Annotated in this window: 14 protein-coding genes and 1 pseudogene; 6 read left to right on the forward strand and 9 right to left on the reverse strand. The window is 42.1% G+C overall.

Translation table 11 applies throughout. The annotated features are described in order from the left end of the window. The first annotated feature begins 527 nt into the window (after window positions 1–527). Together A3Q33_RS18570 and A3Q33_RS18575 are read left to right on the forward strand one after the other, a co-directional pair. On the forward strand, window positions 528–1,733 hold the full coding sequence (locus A3Q33_RS18570) for an acetyl-CoA C-acyltransferase (RefSeq protein WP_081181278.1): 1,206 nt from the start codon (window positions 528–530) through the stop codon (window positions 1,731–1,733). Between the two features lie 236 nt (window positions 1,734–1,969). After that, a complete protein-coding gene (locus A3Q33_RS18575; protein WP_081181280.1) occupies window positions 1,970–2,767 on the forward strand; it encodes an SDR family oxidoreductase in 798 nt (265 codons plus the stop codon). Window positions 2,768–3,004: 237 nt separating this feature from the next. Here the strand turns inward: A3Q33_RS18575 and A3Q33_RS18580 are convergent, their stop codons facing one another. The 7 genes and pseudogenes from A3Q33_RS18580 to A3Q33_RS18605 all read right to left on the reverse strand — a co-directional run bounded on the left by A3Q33_RS18580 (window position 3,005) and on the right by A3Q33_RS18605 (window position 11,667). Beyond that, on the reverse strand, window positions 3,005–4,195 hold the full coding sequence (locus A3Q33_RS18580; RefSeq protein ID WP_081181282.1) for an acyl-CoA dehydrogenase family protein: 1,191 nt from the start codon (window positions 4,193–4,195) through the stop codon (window positions 3,005–3,007). Between the two features lie 24 nt (window positions 4,196–4,219). After that, on the reverse strand, window positions 4,220–5,377 hold the full coding sequence (locus A3Q33_RS18585) for an acyl-CoA dehydrogenase family protein (RefSeq protein ID WP_081181284.1): 1,158 nt from the start codon (window positions 5,375–5,377) through the stop codon (window positions 4,220–4,222). A 51-nt stretch (window positions 5,378–5,428) separates the two neighbouring features. Further along, window positions 5,429–5,857 carry an AMP-binding enzyme gene (locus tag A3Q33_RS20900; RefSeq protein ID WP_353615533.1) on the reverse strand — a complete coding sequence of 143 codons (429 nt, stop codon included), beginning with the start codon at window positions 5,855–5,857 and terminating at the stop codon, window positions 5,429–5,431. A gap of 45 nt (window positions 5,858–5,902) precedes the next feature. Then, window positions 5,903–7,032: pseudogene (locus tag A3Q33_RS20905) on the reverse strand (AMP-binding protein); the annotation flags it as partial. Between the two features lie 14 nt (window positions 7,033–7,046). Further along, complete coding sequence (locus A3Q33_RS18595) at window positions 7,047–8,771, reverse strand: FAD-binding protein (RefSeq protein ID WP_081181286.1); 1,725 nt, start codon at window positions 8,769–8,771, stop codon at window positions 7,047–7,049. 101 nt (window positions 8,772–8,872) lie between these two features. Beyond that, window positions 8,873–10,567 carry a class I adenylate-forming enzyme family protein gene (locus A3Q33_RS18600; protein WP_081181288.1) on the reverse strand — a complete coding sequence of 565 codons (1,695 nt, stop codon included), beginning with the start codon at window positions 10,565–10,567 and terminating at the stop codon, window positions 8,873–8,875. Continuing rightward, window positions 10,564–11,667: an MBL fold metallo-hydrolase gene (locus tag A3Q33_RS18605; protein WP_081181290.1), complete on the reverse strand. Its 1,104-nt coding sequence runs from the start codon at window positions 11,665–11,667 to the stop codon at window positions 10,564–10,566. Before A3Q33_RS18605 ends, A3Q33_RS18600 begins: the two co-directional genes overlap by 4 nt. A 153-nt stretch (window positions 11,668–11,820) precedes the next feature. Between A3Q33_RS18605 and A3Q33_RS18610 the strand changes: the two genes are divergently transcribed. Both A3Q33_RS18610 and A3Q33_RS18615 read left to right on the forward strand, forming a co-directional pair. Then, on the forward strand, window positions 11,821–13,221 hold the full coding sequence (locus A3Q33_RS18610) for a spinster family MFS transporter (protein ID WP_081182783.1): 1,401 nt from the start codon (window positions 11,821–11,823) through the stop codon (window positions 13,219–13,221). Window positions 13,222–13,236: 15 nt separating this feature from the next. After that, complete coding sequence (locus A3Q33_RS18615; RefSeq protein WP_081181292.1) at window positions 13,237–14,331, forward strand: aromatic ring-hydroxylating dioxygenase subunit alpha; 1,095 nt, start codon at window positions 13,237–13,239, stop codon at window positions 14,329–14,331. Window positions 14,332–14,607: 276 nt separating this feature from the next. Here the strand turns inward: A3Q33_RS18615 and A3Q33_RS18620 are convergent, their stop codons facing one another. Both A3Q33_RS18620 and A3Q33_RS18625 read right to left on the reverse strand, forming a co-directional pair. Continuing rightward, window positions 14,608–16,776, reverse strand: a complete 2,169-nt coding sequence (locus A3Q33_RS18620; RefSeq protein WP_155866808.1) for a TonB-dependent receptor — start codon at window positions 16,774–16,776, stop codon at window positions 14,608–14,610. A 338-nt stretch (window positions 16,777–17,114) separates the two neighbouring features. Beyond that, complete coding sequence (locus tag A3Q33_RS18625; protein ID WP_081181294.1) at window positions 17,115–18,554, reverse strand: coniferyl aldehyde dehydrogenase; 1,440 nt, start codon at window positions 18,552–18,554, stop codon at window positions 17,115–17,117. 834 nt (window positions 18,555–19,388) lie between these two features. On the opposite strand from A3Q33_RS18625, the gene A3Q33_RS18630 reads away from it, so the two are divergent. Together A3Q33_RS18630 and A3Q33_RS18635 are read left to right on the forward strand one after the other, a co-directional pair. Next, window positions 19,389–20,369: a flavin reductase family protein gene (locus A3Q33_RS18630; RefSeq protein ID WP_081181296.1), complete on the forward strand. Its 981-nt coding sequence runs from the start codon at window positions 19,389–19,391 to the stop codon at window positions 20,367–20,369. Then, window positions 20,366–21,154, forward strand: a complete 789-nt coding sequence (locus A3Q33_RS18635; RefSeq protein ID WP_081181298.1) for a fumarylacetoacetate hydrolase family protein — start codon at window positions 20,366–20,368, stop codon at window positions 21,152–21,154. Before A3Q33_RS18630 ends, A3Q33_RS18635 begins: the two co-directional genes overlap by 4 nt. Window positions 21,155–21,173 lie beyond the last annotated feature (19 nt).

Below are 21,173 nucleotides of genomic sequence, written 5' to 3' on the forward strand. Positions count from 1 at the left end.
ATAAATTAAATTACACAGCCTTATCAATAGTTTAAATATAAAGATACTTTTAAGACTTCAATACTTATCAATGTACGAATATGTTTTAAATCGTGTATTTGGTAACAAAAAAAGGTAAATATCATAGCGTAGAGATATTAAATATCGCTAGTTAAAGGTTTTTCTTCAATGAGATCTGTGGTTAATCCTTCAATCAGCTTCGTACAATTACCAGTTAGATAAGTTATCAATAGTAAGGAGTAAGAATTCACTGTTATACCAATATCAGTGAACGGCATTACTTTTTCAAGCTTATCCATATTTGTATACCTTTGTGTCTTTCCTACCTCAAATGGTCGATGTTAACACTAACTAAATAAGTGTTAATGTGAATAAGGCAAGTTCGATTTTTATCCGGGATATTCGGAAAAAAGTCCAACAAGTGTAAACAATATTCAGCGGGGAAAGTGTTGTAAATTCCCGTTATTACCCTGCCGAAATTTAACCCTACGAGTGCCTTAGCACTCCTAAACAAGTAAGGAATAATCATGCGTGAAGCAGTTATAGTATCTACCGCCAGAACCCCAATGGCCAAAGCCTTTCGTGGTGCCTTTAATGACACCGAAGCTCCTGCGTTATCTGGTCACGCGGTTGAACAAGCCGTCAAACGCGCAGGTATTGATGGTGCAGAAGTTGATGACGTCATTATAGGTTGTGCTGCCCAGCAAGGTACTCAAGGTTATAATTTAGGGCGTTTAACAGCAACCGCTGCTGGCTTGCCAAACAGTGTGCCAGGTATGACGCTTGATCGTCAGTGTTCATCCGGGTTGATGAGTATTGGTTTTGCGGCTCAAAATATTATGATTGGTTCAATGAATACCGTTGTGGCCGGTGGTGTTGAGTCTATTTCAATGGTGCAAAACAAACATAAAAACACTTTCCGTAATGTCTCTAAAAAAGTCTTGTCTCATTCACAACATGCCTACATGCAAATGATTGAAACCGCTGAAGTTGTAGCGAAGCGCTACAACATTTCACGTTTAGCACAAGATGAATATAGTTTGCAATCTCAACAACGCATTGCAGCAGCACAGGAAAATGGCCTTTTCGATGACGAAATTGTAGCCATGGCTTCAACCAAATCTGTATTTAATCGTGAAACCAAAGAAGTTACGTTTGAAGAAGTTTTACTCAATAAAGATGAAGGGAATCGCCCTTCTACCACGCTTGAAAGTTTACAAAAATTAGAACCTGTTTGGAAAGATGGTCGTGTGGTTCCCCAAGGTGAATTTATTACTGCAGGGAATGCAAGCCAATTATCAGATGGTGCCTCAGCCTGTGTTGTTATGGACTCACAATTAGCGGCTAAAAAAGGTTTAACGCCAATGGGAATATTTCGTGGCATGGCCGTTGCCGGTTGTGAACCCGATGAAATGGGGATAGGTCCCGTTTATGCCATTCCTAAACTATTAAAGCAGCATGGTTTATCCATTGAAGATATTGGCTTGTGGGAAATTAACGAAGCTTTTGCTTGTCAGCTAATATATTCGCGTGATTATTTAGCCATAGACAACAACAAGCTTAACGTTAATGGCGGCGCTATCGCAATTGGTCATCCTTTTGGTATGAGTGGTGCTCGTATGGTCGGCCATGCACTTATCGAAGGAAAGCGTCGCGGTGTTAAATATGTTGTGGTGAGTATGTGTATCGGTGGTGGAATGGGTGCTGCAGGTTTATTTGAGGTTTGTTTATAAGCCACTATTCTTATAAATAATAACTTAATTGCTGGGTATAAAAGGTCATTCATATGACCCATTATACTCAGCGATTAACAACTTATTTTTACGTTTTCATGGCTGCGTTACTGAGTTCAGCTTAAGCACTTTCGAGCCGGGCTAAAACTCTTAATCGTATAATATCGCGACTGAATTAATCCGCGATAGTCATAATTTTTGGTCGATGTTGACCTGATTTAAGTAAGGAAATAAAAATGTCTAATATTTTAGATCGTTTTCGCGTTGATGGCCAAGTAGCCATAGTTACAGGCTCAGGGCGCGGAATTGGTGCGGCTACTGCTATTGCTCTAGCTGATGCTGGGGCTGATGTAGTCGTAACGGCAAGAACCGTCGAAGATATTGAGAACACGGCAGACCAAATACGTCAACGTGGTCGTCGAGCATTAGTCGTTGCTTGTGATGTGCTGGATGAATCACAACGCCAATCATTGCTTGACCAGACGATTGCACATTTTGGTCGACTAGATATTTTAGTCAATAATGTGGGCGGTTCAGGGGCTATCAAACCAACATTAATGACCACAGAAGATGAGCTAGAGGCTTGTTTTAAACTTAATACTACCACCGCATTTGCTATGTCTCGTCTTAGTGCTCCACTGATGGTTAAAACGACAGGTCAAGGTGCTATTATCAATATTTCTTCCGTCGCTGGCCACTTAGCCCAACCTGGATTTCTTAGTTATGGTATTGGTAAAGCAGCGCTCAATTTTATGACACTTAATTTAGCACAAGATTTTGCGCCTAAAGTGCGCGTTAATGCTATCAGTGTTGGTTCAACACTTACAGATGCACTTAAAGGCGTTATGAATGATGAGATAGAACAAGCCATCATTAAAAATACACCAATGAATCGTCTTGGACAGCCTGAAGATATTGCCGCTTGTGCACTATTTCTAGCTTCTCCTGCGGCTAGCTATATCACAGGTGAAATATACGGGGTTAACGGTGGACTGACCGATGCGCCAATGGTAATGCCGCGAAGTAGCTTTTAGTCAGTGGATTTTTTGGGTAATACCCAGCTGAAAATAGAGTGATTTGCATTGTGAATTAAAAAAATGATCTGCATGGAACATATTTGTAGGTCATAAGTAGATTTAACTCGACCATCTTAGTTGTTACGCTTCAAGTTAAGCATTATAACTATAAATCATAGTTTTAATGAGAAATAAAACGCCAAGTCTACGCCGTAATATTGACTATAGCCTCTGTTGTGAGGCTATAGTCTTTTTCTATTTCATTTGAACTCTGGGTTCTTTTGGCATACCGAGACCACGTTCGGCAATAATATTACGCTGTATTTCGTTGGTTCCTCCGTAAATGGTGTCAGAACGGACAAATAAATACATCGATTGCAAACGCGTTAAATTATAGGGTGCTGACGTTAACATCTCCGCTTCAGGGCCAAGTACGTCCATAGCCAACTCACCTAAATCACGGTGCCAAGTAGACCAAAACAACTTATAAATAAGCGCTTCTTTATTTGAACCTTCGGCATCAGACAGCATACGCAAGCTGTTATAACGCATTATTTTTAATCTCACATGCGCATCGGCAATGCGCTGACGAATGACCGGGTCCTGATGACTACCATTGTCCTTTGAGATGGCAATAATTTGATTGAGCTCGTTATGAAATTGCATTTGTTGACCTAAAGTAGACACGCCACGTTCAAAGCCAAGTAGCCCCATTGCGACAGTCCATCCTTCGCCAGGCTCGCCAACAATATCATCAACGTCACACTCAGCATCATCGAAGAACACTTCGTTAAATTCTGAGGTACCGGTCAGCTGTTCAATACCACGAACTTCAATACCTGGTTGATCCATTTTCATCAAGAAAAAGCCAAGGCCTTTGTGCGCAATAGAGTTAGGATCCGTTCGGGCAAGCACAAAAACATAGTCAGACTCATGGGCCAAAGATGTCCAGACTTTTTGGCCATTGATAATCCATTTGCCCTTGGCTTTATCAAAATAAGCTTTAGTTTTGACATTGGCTAAATCTGAGCCGGCACTGGGTTCAGAATATCCCTGACACCACAGCTCAGTACCCGCGACAATACCGGGTAAGTATTTTTGTTTTTGTGCTTCACTACCAAAGGCGATAATAGTGGGCCCAGCCAGGCCTTCACCAATATGACCAACTCGTCCGGGAGCGCCTGCACGTGCGTACTCTTCGTTAAAGATTACTTGCTGCTCAATAGAGCAATTACGACCACCATATTCTTTCGGCCAACCAACACAAGTCCATTGACTTGAGGCGAGTTTTTGTTCCCATTTTAACCGCTCTTCTGGAAACATGTGCTCGTCACCCGGACCACCACGAAACTTAAGTTGCTCAAACTCATTGACGAGGTTTTCGGTTAACCATTGAGAGACTTCAATACGGAATTTTTCGTCTTCGGGACTAAAACTTAGTTTCATTTGTATTACCTTATTTTTAGTCGATTAATCTAATAATATTTTCGCAACTTGTTCACGGTGATAAGCCCCGTTACCCAAAAACAACTCTGAGGATTTTGCCCGCTTAAAATACAAGTGCACATCGTATTCCCAAGTGAAGCCAACGCCACCGTGGAGTTGAATTGCATCACTGGCGTTTTTAAAATAGCCGTCCGAACAATAGGCTTTAGCGACACTGGCGGCTTCAGCGAGTTCAAGCGCTAATGAGCCACCATTGATAGACTCTTCAGCCACGCAGCCAGCATAATAAATAGCAGAACGAGCGACTTCAGTACGTAACATCATATCTGCCGCTAAATGTTTAACGGCTTGAAATCCAGCAACAGGACGGCCAAATTGCACGCGCTCTTTGGTGTAAGCAACCGTTAAATCTAAAACCTGTTGAGAGCCGCCCGTTTGTTCTGCTGCGGTAGCAATAGTGGCAAGATGAAGGATCTGTTGTAACGGTAGCCAAGCGTTCGCTGGCTCCGCCATTAAATGATCTTTACTGAGCGTAACGTTTTCAAAAATAATTTCAGCCTGTTTGCGGGTTTGATCCATAGTCGGCAACCAGGTCCGACTTACCCCCGGTGTATTTGCACAGATGGCGAACAAGCTAATACCCGCTTCGCCTTTGCTACCTTTATGTCGTGCAGCCACTATTAATAGATCTGCGGTATGTCCGTCTGGTACATAGCGATAAGTACCATTTAGCACATAGTTTTCGCCCTGTAAGTCAATAACGCCCTCTATTGCATCAGATCCCCATCGACCATTACTGCCAGTATAAGCCAAGGTTGCGGTTAAACTACCCGCACAAATTTGGCTCAAATACTGCTGCTTTTGTGCCTCAGTGCCTGCAATCATTAATGCATTAGCGCCTAAACAAACCGTAGAGAAAAAGGGTGAACATAATAAATATCGACCCATTTGCTCAAGCAGTACTACAAGTTCGACATAACCTAAGCCTAAACCACCGTACTCTTCTGGTACATGAATAGCTTGCCAGTACATTTCATCACAAATACGCTGCCATATTTTGTCTTCATAGCCCTGTTCAGTCGCCATAGCCGATCGAATAGCCTGGGATGATGAAATTTCAGCTAAGAAGGCTTGCGCCGTATCGCGGATCATCTTCTGCTCTTGAGTGAATGTAAATTCCATTACGCCTCTTCCAAATTTTATTAAACCATTACCTTGAAAAACAAGATGTGATTAAACCAGTGATTTAAGCAATTCTGCCTTAACAATTTTATTTGATGCATTCACCGGCATTTCTTTAATGAATCTTATTTGTCTGGGCACGCGGTAGTTAGCCATGCGTTCACGACACCACGAAATAAGTGTTGGTTCATCAAGTGTTTGATCAAATTTTAAGGTAACAAAAGCACAGCCTACTTCTCCCATGCGATTATCGTTAATACCTACAACGGCAGTTTGAGCAATCGCTGGATGCTCAATAAGCACCGCTTCAATCTCCGCGGGATAACAATTGAATCCGCCAGAGATGTACATATCTTTGAGCCTGTCAGTAATGCTTAAATAACCATTTTTATCTAAATGGCCTACATCACCGGTATGTAGCCACCCTTCACTGTCAATAGTTTCTGCGGTTGCTTCTGGCTGTTTAAAATAGCCTTTCATTACATGAAAGCCACGTATGCATATTTCACCTGTTTCATCACTACCTAATACTTTTCCATCTGTTGATAAAATGGCAATTTCGGTGCCTGTAATCGCGCGACCACTGGTGCCAGCAATAGTCTCATTATCGGTATCAACATCACATATACTGGCTAAACCACCACATTCGGTCAATCCATAAGCCGTGGTCACGACTTTAAACCCTAACTGTTCACGCATACGCTTTATCAAAATGGGGGAATAGTTGCCGCCCCCGTAACAGCAACACGTAAACTGTCTAAATTTGCCTTTGCAAGCTCCGGATGAGCCAGTAAAGATAAGTAAAGTGTTGGTGGTCCTGGTAAAACGGTAACTTTGTCACGACTAATTCGCGCCAGCACTTCATCGGCGTCAAATACCGCTTGTGGTAAAATGGTAGCACCCGTTAACAAGCAACTTACCCAGCCAGCTTTATAACCAAAAGCATGAAAAAAAGGATTCACTATTAGGTAACGATCACCTGGCACTAAGCCTAAGGTTTTTACAAAGACACTAAAGGCCCGAATAACTGCACCATGGCGGCTCATCACACCTTTAGGTTTACCAGTAGTACCGGAGGTAAACATTAAATCTGAGAGTTGATCGCCATCAATATTCATCGCAACTTCACGGGCAACGTCTTCAGTTACTTGCTCTTTTCTTGCTAAAAACGTATTCCACTCACAACACGATTCAATAACATCACCTTTGCGAGGTGTTAGTGTCACAATTGAAAGCGTTTGTGGTGTAAATAATTTTGCTAACTGTGCTGGATAATCACTTTTTAGAAAGTCTCCCATACTAAAAACCAGCTTGGCACCACTGCGATTAATAATTTCAGCAGCCTCAACCGCCTTCATGCGCGTATTAATCGGTACTAAAACTGCACCGGCCATGTGTAAACCAATAGCCGCGATTACCCATAGGCCAGAATTAGCTCCCCAAATAGCAACCCGATCACCTGGCTTTATGCCTGATGCGATAAGTGCTCGACACACGGCTAAGCTTTTATTTGGCAGATCTCGATAACTGACTTTAAGCTCACCATCTTCAATCGCAATAAGGTCGCTATAACGCTTCGCCCTATCAAAAACCAACCTGGGGATACTATCAACTTCCCTGTTGGCTGCAGGGTCTAATAAATTAGTAGTGCTCATGTTATATCCTCAACCTAGTCAGTTTTTTCGCCGCGATTAGCAGAGATATGGTTAGCCGCAATATAACCAAAAGTCATCGCTGGCCCTAACGTAGAGCCAGCACCTGGATAACTAATACCCATTACAGATGACGAGGCGTTGCCGATGGCATAAAGCCCCGCAATTGCTTCACCTGATGGACGCACTACTTGACCAACATCATTAGTGAGCAAACCACCTTTAGTGCCGATATCGCCCGGGTTAATTTTCATCGCATAGTATGGACCTTTATTAATTGGTGCTAAGCACGGATTAGGCTTAACTTGTCTATCACCGTAATAACGGTCAAAGACATTACCACCACGTGCAAACTCTTCGTCAATACCGGTTTCTGCATAACGATTCATTTTAACTACCGTATCAGCCAAACCTGACGATTCAATATTAATGAGTGCTGCCAGTTCGTCTAAGCTATCAGCTTTCCAATAGACAGATTCAAGCCAGGCTTTAGGGGTGCGGCTGTCAGGCATAATTTTTCCTGGCATAAGTGGTCCCATCGCATATTCGTGACGAAAATGACTATCAAAAACCACCCATGCTGGAATACATTTCCCTTCAGTTTCTTTATTATTACGGTACATGGCATCACCAAACTCTAAATAAGGTGCGGCCTCGTTAAAAAATCGTTTGCCGAGGCTGTTGACAACTATTGCCCCAGGAAAAGAACGCTCAGCAAATAAGCCACGCGCTTTGTCTTCTTTAGGTACATTAAGGGTTGGTGTCCACCAACACCAGTCAAGTAAATCAGTTGCGGCACCAATCTGTTGTCCGGCTTCTAAGGCAGCACCCGTGTTGCAGCCAACAGGCGTAGCACTCCAACTTTTTTGTGATGGTGCGGGTAAGTATTTCTCCCTCAGGCGCTGGTTTTGTTCAAAACCACCACTGCCCATAACAACACCATAACGTGCGTGCAGGGTTAATGGCTGGCCATCACGAAGCACTTTAATACCTGTAACTTTATCTTCATTTATAACAAAATCGGTGAACTCAGTATTACGCCACAATGGAATATTGCGATCAGTCAACGACTGTCTCAATGTCGCGACTAAACTAGCACCCAGGCCTGCACGACGATCGCGACGTCCTTTTTTACGTTGTTTAAAGTCCAATTTATAACGCAACATTAAACCTATAATCATCAACATCCAACCGCGCTCTTTCGCCACCGCTTTGTGCGCGTGACGTGCTGTCCATGACATACGGCCCATCAATAATGCTGAGGGTGAGGCCGGTTGCTGATTTTCTATTTCATCGCCCATTACTGTGGTATCAAATAACTCAGGATCCAAGGTTCGACCGCCCGCGAGTGAGCCCTCAAGGTGTGGATAATAATCTGGATATTTTTCTGCAACAGCAAATTTAACTCGGCTGTTAGCTTGGAGTTCACGGATCATTTTAGGCGCATTGTCGAGATAAGCACGTATTCTTGATTCATCGACACTGCCCTCACTGGCGGCTTTGATATAAGTTAATGCTTCATCAAAACTATCATGTCCACCAAGCGCTTTGAATTCATCGTTATTGGGTATCCAGATCCCACCGCCTGATATGGCCGAAGTTCCACCATATTTATCGCTTTTCTCAACAATAAGTACAGAATTTCCTTGATCTGCTGCGAAAATTGCGGAAGTCATGGCTCCGGCTCCCGAACCCACAATAATTACATCGTATTGGTTTTCAATATCTTTGGTTTTGGTCATCGACCCTCTCCTTTTCAAAGCTTTAAGCGTATTTATTACGGCTTATAATCTAACTAGAAAAACCTGGCGATAGGGTATTTCTAGCGACGCAAATATAAAAATTATTGGTAAAGTGATTTTTTCAGTGTATTTCTAAGTAATTTACCGGCAGGGTTACGTGGTAATTTATCGTTTGAAATATGTATTTTTGATGGGACTTTATATTTCGCTAGTCGCTGTGCAACGTGTGCTAGCAAAAGCGCTTCATCGATCAGTTTATCTCTCAACGGACACACCACCGCGACAACGGCTTCACCAGTCTCTTCATCAGGAATACCAAATACTGCAGCTTCGCCGACCTCTGTATGCATGAGCAGACATGACTCTACTTCGGCTGAGCTAATGTTTTCACCTGCACGATTAATGACATCTTTAATACGATCTACAATAAATAAGAACCCATCGTCATCAATATAACCAAGATCCCCTGTGTGTAACCAACCTGAACGTATAGCCTCTTGTGTAGCAGAATTATTGCCTACATATGCATCCATTATAGAGATGCCACGCATACAGACTTCACCGATACTATTTGCAGGTAAAGGCTCACCACCGCGCGCGCAAATTTTTACATCCATAATCGGAGACACGAGCCCAGAGCTTTTTGGTTCGTGGCGGAAAATATCGCCAGAAGCTGCAGCACCAACGCCATTGGTTTCGGTCATACCAAAGCCAACGCCAATCATTTGTTCACTTAACGACGATAAAGCTTTATCAATTAACGTAGCTGGTAAACCGGCACCACCAAAACCTAAGCCACAAAAAGACTTCATCACCTCTGTTGTGTGAAAGCTTGGTTCGCGCAAAAGTTGCATAACCATTGACGGCGCACCATTAAATTGAGTGACTTGCTCTTGCTTGATGAGTTCAATGGCGTCAAGTGGATCCCATTTGTGGGTGAACACTAAACGGCGACCACCACGCAATGCAGAGAGTAATTGCGCATGTAAACCACTCACATGAAATAGCGGTACAGCGGTTAAAATTGTAGGTACAAGACCTTTTTCCATAATTCGAGCCAAAGCTTCAGGGGAAGTCATGGCAGATATTGCACCGATAAAATCAATATTATAAAGCGCTTGGCAAACGGCAATATGATTTGATACTACCGCTTTAGCCACACTAGTTGCACCAGAAGTGAAAAGTACTAAGGCAGAGTCTGTATCATTAATTTCAGGTAATTCGAGAGGTATTGATGGAAAATTTAAAGCGACAGACAGCTCTTTAACTGTCGGTAAGTTAGATAAATCAATATCAGTGTCATTAAGTACTAAGGCATTGGACGGCCATACAGTGCTTTGATTAATACGCTCCCATCGACAGCCATCACAGATTAAAAATTTTGCCTCTATCGTTGCTAATGCTGCTAATAATTCTTGTTCAACACCAAAACTGTTTAATGGTGCTGGTACTGCGCCAATTAGTGCTGTGGCACAAAAAGCGATAACCCATTCAGGGCGATTACGCATCGCTATTGCGATGCGGTCTCCTTTAACAACGCCTTGCTGATGCATATAGCTAGCTAGACTATCGACTTGCTCAAAGAATGTTTTATAGCTCCAACGCTGACCTTGGTAAACCAGGAAGGTTTGTTCATCTGTGCGACGTGAATCGTTAATTACCTGTGCTAAATTCAAAGGTGCATTACGGTACACTTGAAACGATTGGCCGTTAATTTTCTTACTTTTAATCTCGAAAGGTGCACCGGGCGCCATTAGTTGAGATTTAGCTTGGTTAACTAAATTTAATATGTTCATAGCGTGATCCTGTCTTCTTTTATTTTATCGGTGGATAAATAGCTGTTGATGCCTGTGTCATTTGTTCGTTGACAAAACAAGTCACCGTTACTCTCGAGCCAATTAAGGTGTGCTAGGGTCTCCCCCAAAGCCATCATGCTTTCAATCGGAGAAAGCGAGCGCTTAAACAGGTGTTTCATCGCCTGATAAGCATTAAATTCTGTTACTTGAAGCGCAAATGCTCTTAATATATCTAACTGTTCTAAATGATGTTGGATCAATTGCTTAGCGCGTAAATGCATTTCTCTAAATACAGGGCCGTGTGCAGGTAATACCAAGGTATTTGGATCAAGCGTTTGCAGCTTTTCAAGTGAGCTTAACCAATATTTTAGCGGTTGACCTTGAGGTTCCATTTCAGTGACCAGTATATTGGAGCTAATATGAGGTAATAACTGGTCGCCAGCCAATAACAATTTGTCTTCTGCGCAGTAGAGGCAAGCATGTTCAGGCGAGTGACCTTCACCAATAACAATCTGCCAACGGCGCTTACCTATCGTTAACACGTCACCTTCTCTTAGCCGCGTAAATGATGGCGGACAAAGTTTTATAAAAGGGTCTTTTCGGCAACTATTGAGCATCGCATCGACATCTTTACGAGGTAATCCAGAACGATGATAAAAATCTAATTGATGATCGTTTCCTAAAGATGCCAAACCGCTGCTGATAGTTTTGATCATATAAAATTCACCGTATGTCATATACAGCGGGACATTAAATGTTTGCGTTAACCAAGTAGCTAATCCGCTATGATCATAGTGAAAGTGTGTGCAAATAACGCCCTTAATTGCTTTACTTTTACAATGTTTTTCAATTACAGTCAGCCATAACTGGCGAGTTGTTTCTGTATTTAATCCCGTATCAAGAATGTACCACCCGTCATCATCTTGTAATAAGTAAACATTGATGTGATCAAGTGCCATTGGCATCGGCATACGCAACCAAAGCAGACCATCAGCTATCTCTACCACTGAACCATCAGCTTGTGGCGGGGTGATAGGATATTCTAAAAGACTATGTTGTTCAGGGCCCAGTGGTCCATCGGTTAAAACCATAGATTTCATTACCTCTCCAGAAAAAAGTGATCGGCTCATCATAAAATTAGCTTAATTCAATAAGAAGCCATTTAGCAAAAATGTAATACGTCCAAAAGGACGATGCTGAAAATCTTAGCGAAGTTAAGGTATGTTAAACAACATGGAGAGAGAGTGCAGCAGATGCAAGCAAATCAAAATTCATTAAGTGCAGGTCGGACTCGTCTGACGCTATTATTGCTTTCTATTATTTACGTTTTTTCGTATATCGATCGTAATTTAATTGCGATTGTACTAGAACCCATAAAACAAGAGTTTGATGTATCAGATACTGTTATGGGTGCTGTCAGTGGTCTCGCTTTTGCGATCCTTTATTCTGCGGTTAGCTTCCCGTTAAGTCGCATGGCAGACCGTGGAACCAATCGCAAAAATATCGTGGCTGTATGTTGTGGCTTATGGAGCCTTGCCACTATGGCAAGTGGTGTTGTTACACAGTTTTGGCAATTTACACTTGCTCGCATGACCGTAGCCATTGGTGAAGCAGGCGGAACTTCTCCCTCTATTTCCATGGTATCTGATTTATACCCTCCTCATAAGCGGTCGTTTGCCATAAGTTTATACATGTTAGGTCCACATGTTGGATTATTAGCCGCGATGGCCTTAGGGGGCTGGATAGCTCAAGAGCACGGTTGGCGCGCGGTATTTATATTTTTTGGTGCGCCTGGTCTGGTGCTAGCATTATTGCTCTACATCTTTGCTAGAGATCCTGGTCTTGGTGTTTATGACACAGAGGCAGAAAGCAAGGTTCGTAAGCAACCACAAGGTAGATTTCTAAGTGATGTTCGCGACATCATGCAAATTAAAGGTTTTTTTCTGATCTGTATGGGTACCGCAGTCGCTGGCATGGTTGGCTATGGCTATGGTATTTGGGCACCGACTTTTATGGTTCGAACTTTTGATATGCCGCTGGCACAAGCGGGTCTATCTTTTGGCTTAGCCAGCGGTATATTTGCAGCAGCAGGCTCAATGTTTAGTGGCTATTTCTGTGACAAGCTAAGTCGAGTAAATAGTCGTTGGCAACTACGTATGCCTGCATTAGGTGTATTAATTAGTATTCCATTTGGTTTTGCCTTCTTACTTTGGCCTGCCGAATCATTTTGGCAGTTAGGTAGCATAAAAGTACCACACGCTATTGTCTTTGCCGCTGGTTTTAGCTTTTTTAATAGTTGGTGGGCAACGCTTGCATACGCCGCCGTCAGCCATTTAGTGAGCAGTCGTCAACGTGCCACTAGCATCGCGGTACTTAGTCTGTTTTTAACTTTATTTGGTGCGGGTATAGGTCCATTACTGACCGGCACTCTCAGCGATTTACTTGCCACGGGTGAAACCGGTCAAGGTCTACAATATGCAATAGTTGTGATGATAAGCCTGTTACTTCTATCTGCTTGGTTTTATTACAAAGCAATAGCGCCCTATCATCAACAGTTAAGCGATAGAGCAAAAATTGCCAATGAAGCTGAAAGCTCTGACAATACTACAACAGATAACAATCAAGAAAACACTTTAAATACGTCCATTACCTAAATTAAAGGAGTGCTTATGGCCACTACAAAAGATTATCGCCTCGGCGATTACACATTTCCAAGAGGTTGGTTCATGATAGCTACGGCTGAAGAAATCAACACGCACAAACCTGTAGCAGTACGGTTTTTTGGACGCGACTTTGCACTATATCGTGGTCGTGCAACCGGTCGAGTAGTATTACTTGATGCGTATTGTCCACACATGAAAACGCATCTAGCTGCCGAAAATGATACCTCATACGTAATTATCGATGGCGGTGGCACTAACATTGAAGGCGATAGTATTCGTTGCCCTTACCACGCGTGGCGTTTTGGCCCTGATGGTGTGTGTGATGACATTCCCTACCATGACGGACCGATTCCAAAAACAGCTTGTATTAAAGCGTGGCCCGTTGCTGAAAGCATGGGCGCTATCTGGATATGGCACGATGAAGAAAATGGTGATCCTGAGTGGGATCACCCAAGTTTGCCACAATGGGATGACAAAGCCTGGGTACACTGGCGTTTTGATGATCTAGGCATACTTGAACAACACCCGCAGGAAGTTATTGACAATATCTGTGATTATGGACATTTAAGCCCAATTCATGGTTCGACAGTACAGCGTTATGAAAATGAATTTAGCGGTCATTTCGCGATACAACGTCAATGCGGTCCTCATCGTACACTAGTAAGCGCAGATGGTGTCAGCCCTGTGCTGCATACAATCACCAAATATCATGGGCCAGGTGTATTGATTTCTCACATGACCGGCTATTATGAATCATACTTAATGATTACTCATACGCCAGTTGAAGATGGCTCTGTACGAGTTTGGCACGCATTATTAGTTAAGTCTCCTAGTGACAGTGCCGTGGCTACTGTCGAAGATGGTATCGCTGCTCGTCAATTCCAAGATGCCAGCAAATTCGCATTTATGCAGGACTTTCAAGTTTGGACCAATAAAGCACCTTGTCTGAACGGCTTATTTCTCCCCAGTGATGGACCGTTTATGAAAGTGAGAATTTGGTATAAACAATTCTTTAATCCAAGAGCGCGCAAAGATGAGTTTTTGAGTAAAGTTGAAGGGGTTTATGTACCAAAAGGAACCACGGGATATACGCTTGACTAATCGTTGATGCATATAGCTGAATTAATCCATGATTTAGTTCAGTTACCCATTTCTAAAAAGCAGCCTAGTGCTGCTTTTTTTATGCGCTGTTCTATTGAAATAAAGTAAATATAATTGACTTACAAATAAAAAACTGAAAACAGACCACGATTTTATTCTGTGCTTTTAACTGACAGCTTCTAACTGACAGCTGATAGCTAGCCCTTAAATTAACGAAAAAAAAGCGTCCCTACTAAACTAGCAAGGCCGCTTTTATCATCACTTAACGAATAAAACTTAAAAAGTGTAGGTTAATTCAGCACCATAGGTTGACGGATCACCATAGTAGTTAATACCACCAATGAAGGTACCCGTTGCATCCCCCATAGGTATACCGTTAATGCGATACTCTTCGTCGGTAATGTTTTTACCCCAAATTGAAACATTAAAGTTACTGCCAGCAATGCCTTTTAAAGAAATACGGGCATTTAATACCGTGTAACTTTCAATACGGGTAAAGTCTGCTGACGGTTGATTATGATAAGCAAAATGGTCATCTACAAAGCTGTAGTCTGCACCTAAGCTAAATTCTCCAAACTCAGTTTCAGTGATGTAATTTAGGCCTAAGGACCATTTATTATCTGGGCTATACGGAAATTCAGCGCTATCGGTAATATCTTTCGGAGCACCGGTATTAACATCATAAGTAACAAATGTCTCGTACTCAGGATCTAACATACCGTAATTGAAGTTTAGCAGTAAATCTTCGCTTAACGCTGCAACAAATTCCAGCTCTATGCCTTTTACTTTAGCCGAGCCAGCGTTTTGAATGTCGGAATAAGCACCTAAGAATTCTGACATTTGCATGTTGGTTATATCATTATAAAATACCGCAACATTAGCTTGGATACGTTGATTTAACCAACGAGATTTTAAGCCCCATTCATAGGCTAAAACTTCTTCGGGTTCGTAAGGTTTTACGGCCAATTCGGCATTAGCTGCTTCGCCATTAAAGCCGCCTGCTTTCCAACCTTGCGATACTTTAACGTAGGTTTGCACATTGTCTGCTAGTTTATAATTAAGCGACGCCATACCCGAAATATTGTTCCATGTGTCACTTGCGTTTGTCAGTGGTAATGGGAAAAAATAGGCAAAACTAAAGTCATCTGGGTGCTCTATATAAAAAGACTTTTCTTCTGATGTCCAGCGCAAACCACCCGCCAGCGTAATTTTATCGCTCAACTTATACTCTAGGTTGGCATAAGCAGCCACTGAAGTTGATTCAACACCATAGAAATTATTAACGGTGCCAAAACCCAATATGTAGGGATTGTTAACGTCGGAATCTTCTTTAAAGTAAAACAAACCTGCAACGTAATTCACTTCATCTATATCACCAATAAACTGCAATTCTTGCGAAGTCTGTTCATGTTTTACTTGCCGAATAGTATGAAAGCCAAGTAAGTCAAAACCATCGTAGTCACTACCATCTTCATAATCAATTTCACGAAATGCTGTGATCGATTTAATCGTTAGATTGTCACTTTGTTGCCAAGTCACGGTCAGTGCATGACCAGAACTTTCTGAGCGATCAAACTCCACGCCATCTAAGGCTGCACTATCTTGACGACTTTTAGTATCGTCTGGCATTAAGCCAGGAATGTTGGTTTGACCCATCGACGGCGTATTGTCTTTATCGCTGTTGTCATAAGTGTAGTAAAAATCTAGCGTGTCACTGTGCTCATATAAAGCACCAAAACGCATCGACGTTGAGTCAAGCGCCTTAAATTCTTTCACTTTCGAGGTCACTGAAAGATTGTCGTAAAAACCATCACGGTCTTTCTTATTACCCGTAAAATTAAAGCTAAGTTTATCATTAATTAGCTGCGAATCAGCGGTAACATAAAGATCGGTCATGCCATAATTTCCGGCACCAACACGCACGGCACCACCGAACTCGCCACTGGGTTTACGGGTTATTATATTTAGGGCTCCACCCAAGGTATTTTTACCATAGAGTGTGCCTTGAGGACCTCGCAACACTTCGACTCGGTCAATGGCTGCAACATCAAATAAACCACCAACATTTTTTGAAACAAACACACCATCAATATAAACACCTGTGGTGGGTTCCCACGTTATAGCGGGATTAATAGTCACTGAACCACGGATAGCAATAGTTGCGCCCGTACTACCACCAGGCGTCTCTGATATTTGCATATTAGGCGTATATACACTGAGGTCTTCAACATCAGTGATACCTTTATCAGCAAGTGCCTGGGCATTAAAAACAGACACTGCGGTCGGCAGCTCTTGTAGATTTTGTACGCGCTTTTGAGCCGTTACTTCAATAACTTCTAAACCGTCTTTTTTACTGCTCTTTTCTGTCGCTGCTAAAGCCGAATTAGTCATGCTAATTAAAGCCAATGATAAAGCTATATTTAATGGTTTTTTATTAGTTTTCACTGTCTATTCCTTTTATAAAAATCAAATTAACTTTACTGAAATTAACTAACATATACCGTCAGTTGCTAACTCTATATTGCCGATAAAAAACATTTTAAATCAATAAGACGAATTAACACTTGGTTTGCCGACTTCAAGTAAGATATTACCTAAAATTAAAGTAAGGTTTTATCCTCGCACACTGAAAACAAAACTAAATAGTCCAGATGAACGAGGGTTGAAAAGTAATCGATTTTTAGCGGGAATGGAGAGTAAAAAGTGGCGGAGAATAATTATATGGTGAGGATAAATATAAAAGGCACTTTAACCATAAGGGCTATTAAAGTGCCTGTTCAGTATTAGTCGGCGTTAACTTGTGCAGACATCATGGCTTTAAATTGATCATGATGAGGTGGTAATAAGCCCCACTCGCCACGAGGGTCATGTTCAGGTGCAACAAACACTGTGCGTTGATGGCTAAAAGCTAGGAACCCTTCACGTCCATGATAATGGCCCATACCTGAGGCACCAATACCACCGAATGGCGCATCATGAATCGCCGCATGCATTAAACAATCGTTAACTGAAACACCACCAGAGCTGGTATTAGCTAATAAATGCTCAAGCTCGGCTTGGTCTTCACCGAAATAATACAGTGCTAAAGGCTTAGCACGACTATTAATATCGGTGATCACTTCATTTATATCATCATAAGGAAGCAATACAATTGCAGGGCCAAAAATTTCTTCCTGCATAATTTTTTCAGCTTTGCTCGGGGATATCACCAACTGTAGCGGCAAGCGTTTATCCGTGGAAACTAAAGCAGATAAACTGACAACTTCATGACTACTGTGAACTTCACAGCCCGCTGTTCTAGCTTGTTCTACTAAGTCGACTACCCGCTGACAATGTTGGCGATTAACAATAGGCACAAAGTCTGTATTATTTGAGATTGAAGGGAAAAAGCTTCGAAAGTTTTCTAATAATAATGCTGTAGCCTGTGCTAATTTATCTCTTGGAAAATAAATGATGTCGGGACTAACACAAACTTGGCCGCCATTATTACTCTTTGCTAGGGCTAAGCGTTTACAAGTTTCGGCTAAATCGCAATGCTCACTGACCACTACAGGTGATTTTCCACCAAGTTCTAATGTTACAGGCACCAAATTTTCAGCAGCAGCAGACATGATTTTTTTCCCGACATTGGTACTGCCGGTAAACACCATATGATCAAAAGGTAAGGCACTAAAAGCGGCACCAATTGAGACCCCTCCTGTCACAACACTCACAATTAACGGGTCAATGTGCTGTTTAAATAAAGCTTGCACTAGCTCTGCCGTTTTTGGTGTCAACTCTGACGGTTTAAGCATTGCCCTATTACCGGCGCCGAGTACGCAAGCCAAGGGGGCTAATAAGGTATACAAAGGTGCGTTCCAAGTGCCGATAATACCAACACTGCCTTTGGGTTGATATTCAACTCGTGCAGTACTGCCTAATTGGTCATAAGGGGAAAACACTGCACGGTTTTCACTTATCAGCCATGGTGCTAAGTTGTCGCGGGTATATTTAAGACTTGCGAGTGAACCTAGGACATCATTCATGATAGAGAAGCCTTGACTGCGACCACCAAAGTCAGCCTCTATTGCCTCAGCAAAATCTTGATGATGTTCAACCACTAAGTTTATAACTTTTTGAATTCGTTCTCGTCTTTCTGCCGCGCTTACAGTCATTTGCTGTGTATGCGCCAATTTTTGACGTTCTAGCAAACTTGCCATAGAGTCTGAGTTATTGCTATTCATGCGATATATCCTGAGTAAATTGAAAAGTTTCCTGTTGGCACTCACATTTTATAGTGAACCCTTAGTTTAATTGCCGCTTCGATATCTAGCGTCAGCAACAATTAATTATCGACGATCTATTTCTATCCGCTTTTGTCTTTGTTTACCTCGTCCAATCGGACGAGCGTATACTCCAATAAAATTAAATATCTTGAATTTTCTCCATTGTCGGCATTGAAACGCCTAATAAGCTATCAACTAAGATATTACTGAGTTATTACTGAGGTATTACTGAGTTAATGATAAATTCAGCTTTATTACCCAAAGGATGTATATCCGTAGTTTCTTCAAACTGGGAATAGTCTGACAACGAATGTCACTTATCTGTGCTGGTAAAGATAAGTTTTCCCGCTTGAACAGTCAAAAGGTTCGGTAGCGGGCAACATCGTCACGACCTAGGCGCCCTTTTATTATCCAGTCAGTACTAACACAGAACTGCTGGACCCTTATGCTGAGGTAGAAGTCGCTACGCTCAGCTACTAATTTTCCTACAAAAAGCAAACCGTTATATCGATACCGTTCATTTTACACATTAGCTTCTGACGAGGGCTTACTTTTTAGCTAATTTTAGGACAGTAAAGTCGACCTTAATAGTTACTCTACGCCGGATATCTTTGTGCAATGCTTAACAAAAGAACATGAGCTACAAGCCTATTTTAATACGCTAAATCGCCGAAAAATTATAATTAATTATAAAAAAAATCAAGAGTATTGTCACTTTAGTCCATAGAGACGATGATGAAAAACAGCCTTATCATGATACTGGAGGTATATAACACTGATAAGGCGAGTGACATGGCACAAGTAGAATTCGATAATCAAGCATTTAGACAAGCTCTTGGCAGCTTTACCACAGGCGTAACTATTATCACCGCTAACGCACCTGACGGTACTCCTGTTGGCCTAACCGCTAACAGCTTCAATTCAGTCTCGCTCGACCCACCTATGGTGTTATGGAGTCTAGCAAAAACCTCTTTAAGCGTAGCAGCTTTTAGTGAGGCAGAACACTGGAACGTGCATGTATTGTCCCAACACCAACAAGACTTATCTAACTCCTTTGCAGCTAAAGGCGAAGACAAATTTAGCGGCACTAAGCTCGAAACGGGTATCAGCTCTGCACCATTAATAGCTGATTGTAGCGCTCGCTTTCAGTGTCGTAACATGGTTACACACGATGGTGGCGATCATCTTATATTTATTGGTGAAGTCCTAGGGTTTGATCACCAACCACTCCCACCACTAGTTTTCCAGCAAGGTCAGTACGCCATGACCGCTCGTAAGCCCTGGGAAGCAGTTAATTTATCTTCCGAACCAACGGCTCCAGAGTGTAGTTATAACGAAGATTTATTGGGTTATTTACTCGGTCGTTCACATTTTCAAATGCTTTATCGTATGCGAAAAGTTTTTGATGAACAAGCGCTTGAAGATTCACATTTTTTTGCCTTGTCTGTCATGAACATTCAACAAAAATTGGACCTGGAGCAATTAAATACTCATCTTGATTACACGGGGCATAGTGTCTCTGAAGATGACATGAAATTTTTAGTTAGTCAGGATCTTATCAGCAAAGTAGATGAAGAAAGTTATCAATTAACAAGTTCAGGTAGAGAAACCTCTTTACACCACATTGCACAAGCAAAAGCCATTGAAGAAGAACTTATCGATGAGCTGGGCGTAGGCGATGTGATGGCGTTAAAACTGTTGCTTAAGCGCCTTATACATAAAACAGACCCAGGTTTACCTGACCTTTGGTCAACACAGGACAAGCCATTATGAGCGAGCTACACCAGCAGTTAGCGCAAGAGCTTTTTGATGCGCAAAATAAGAGACGCGCTATAGCACCACTGGTTTCTCGCTACCCACAATTGTCTATTAATGATGCTTATCAAATTTCGTTGAAAACATTGGCCTTACGTACACAAGCTGGTGAAACAGTTATCGGAAAAAAAATTGGTGTTACCAGTGAAGCTGTACAAAAAATGCTGAATGTTCATCAACCTGATTTTGGCTTTTTAACGAAGACAATGCATCATCCTGATGGCAGTAATATTAGCCTAAAAAAATCCCAATTAATCCAGCCACGCGCTGAAGGTGAAATCGCTTTTTGCCTTAAACATGACCTCCAAGGACCTAACGTAACTGCTGAGCAAGTATTAGCAGCTACTGATTGGGTCGCCCCTTGCTTTGAGATTGTTGATTCACGTATCGAAAATTGGCAAATCACTATAGTCGATACAGTTGCAGATAACGCCTCTTGTGGCGTGTTTGTGATTGGCGACAAGCATACCGACCCTACGACGCTTGACCTATCAACCGTGAAAATGGCTGTCCATCATAACGGCCAGCCTGCAGTGACCGGTATTGGGTCCGCGGTACAAGGACATCCTGCACAAGCTGTTGCTTGGCTTGCCAATACGCTGGGAGAATATGGTATTGAGTTTAAAAAAGGTGAAATTATCCTATCAGGCGCACTTGCACCATTGATAGATGCCAAAAGCGGCGATCATTTTAGTATGGAGATCGAAGGTCTTGGTACTTGTTCAGTCAGTTTCTGTGACTAATTAAATAGCGACAACACCC

Source organism: Colwellia sp. PAMC 21821 (assembly GCF_002077175.1).
Taxonomy (GTDB): domain Bacteria; phylum Pseudomonadota; class Gammaproteobacteria; order Enterobacterales; family Alteromonadaceae; genus Cognaticolwellia.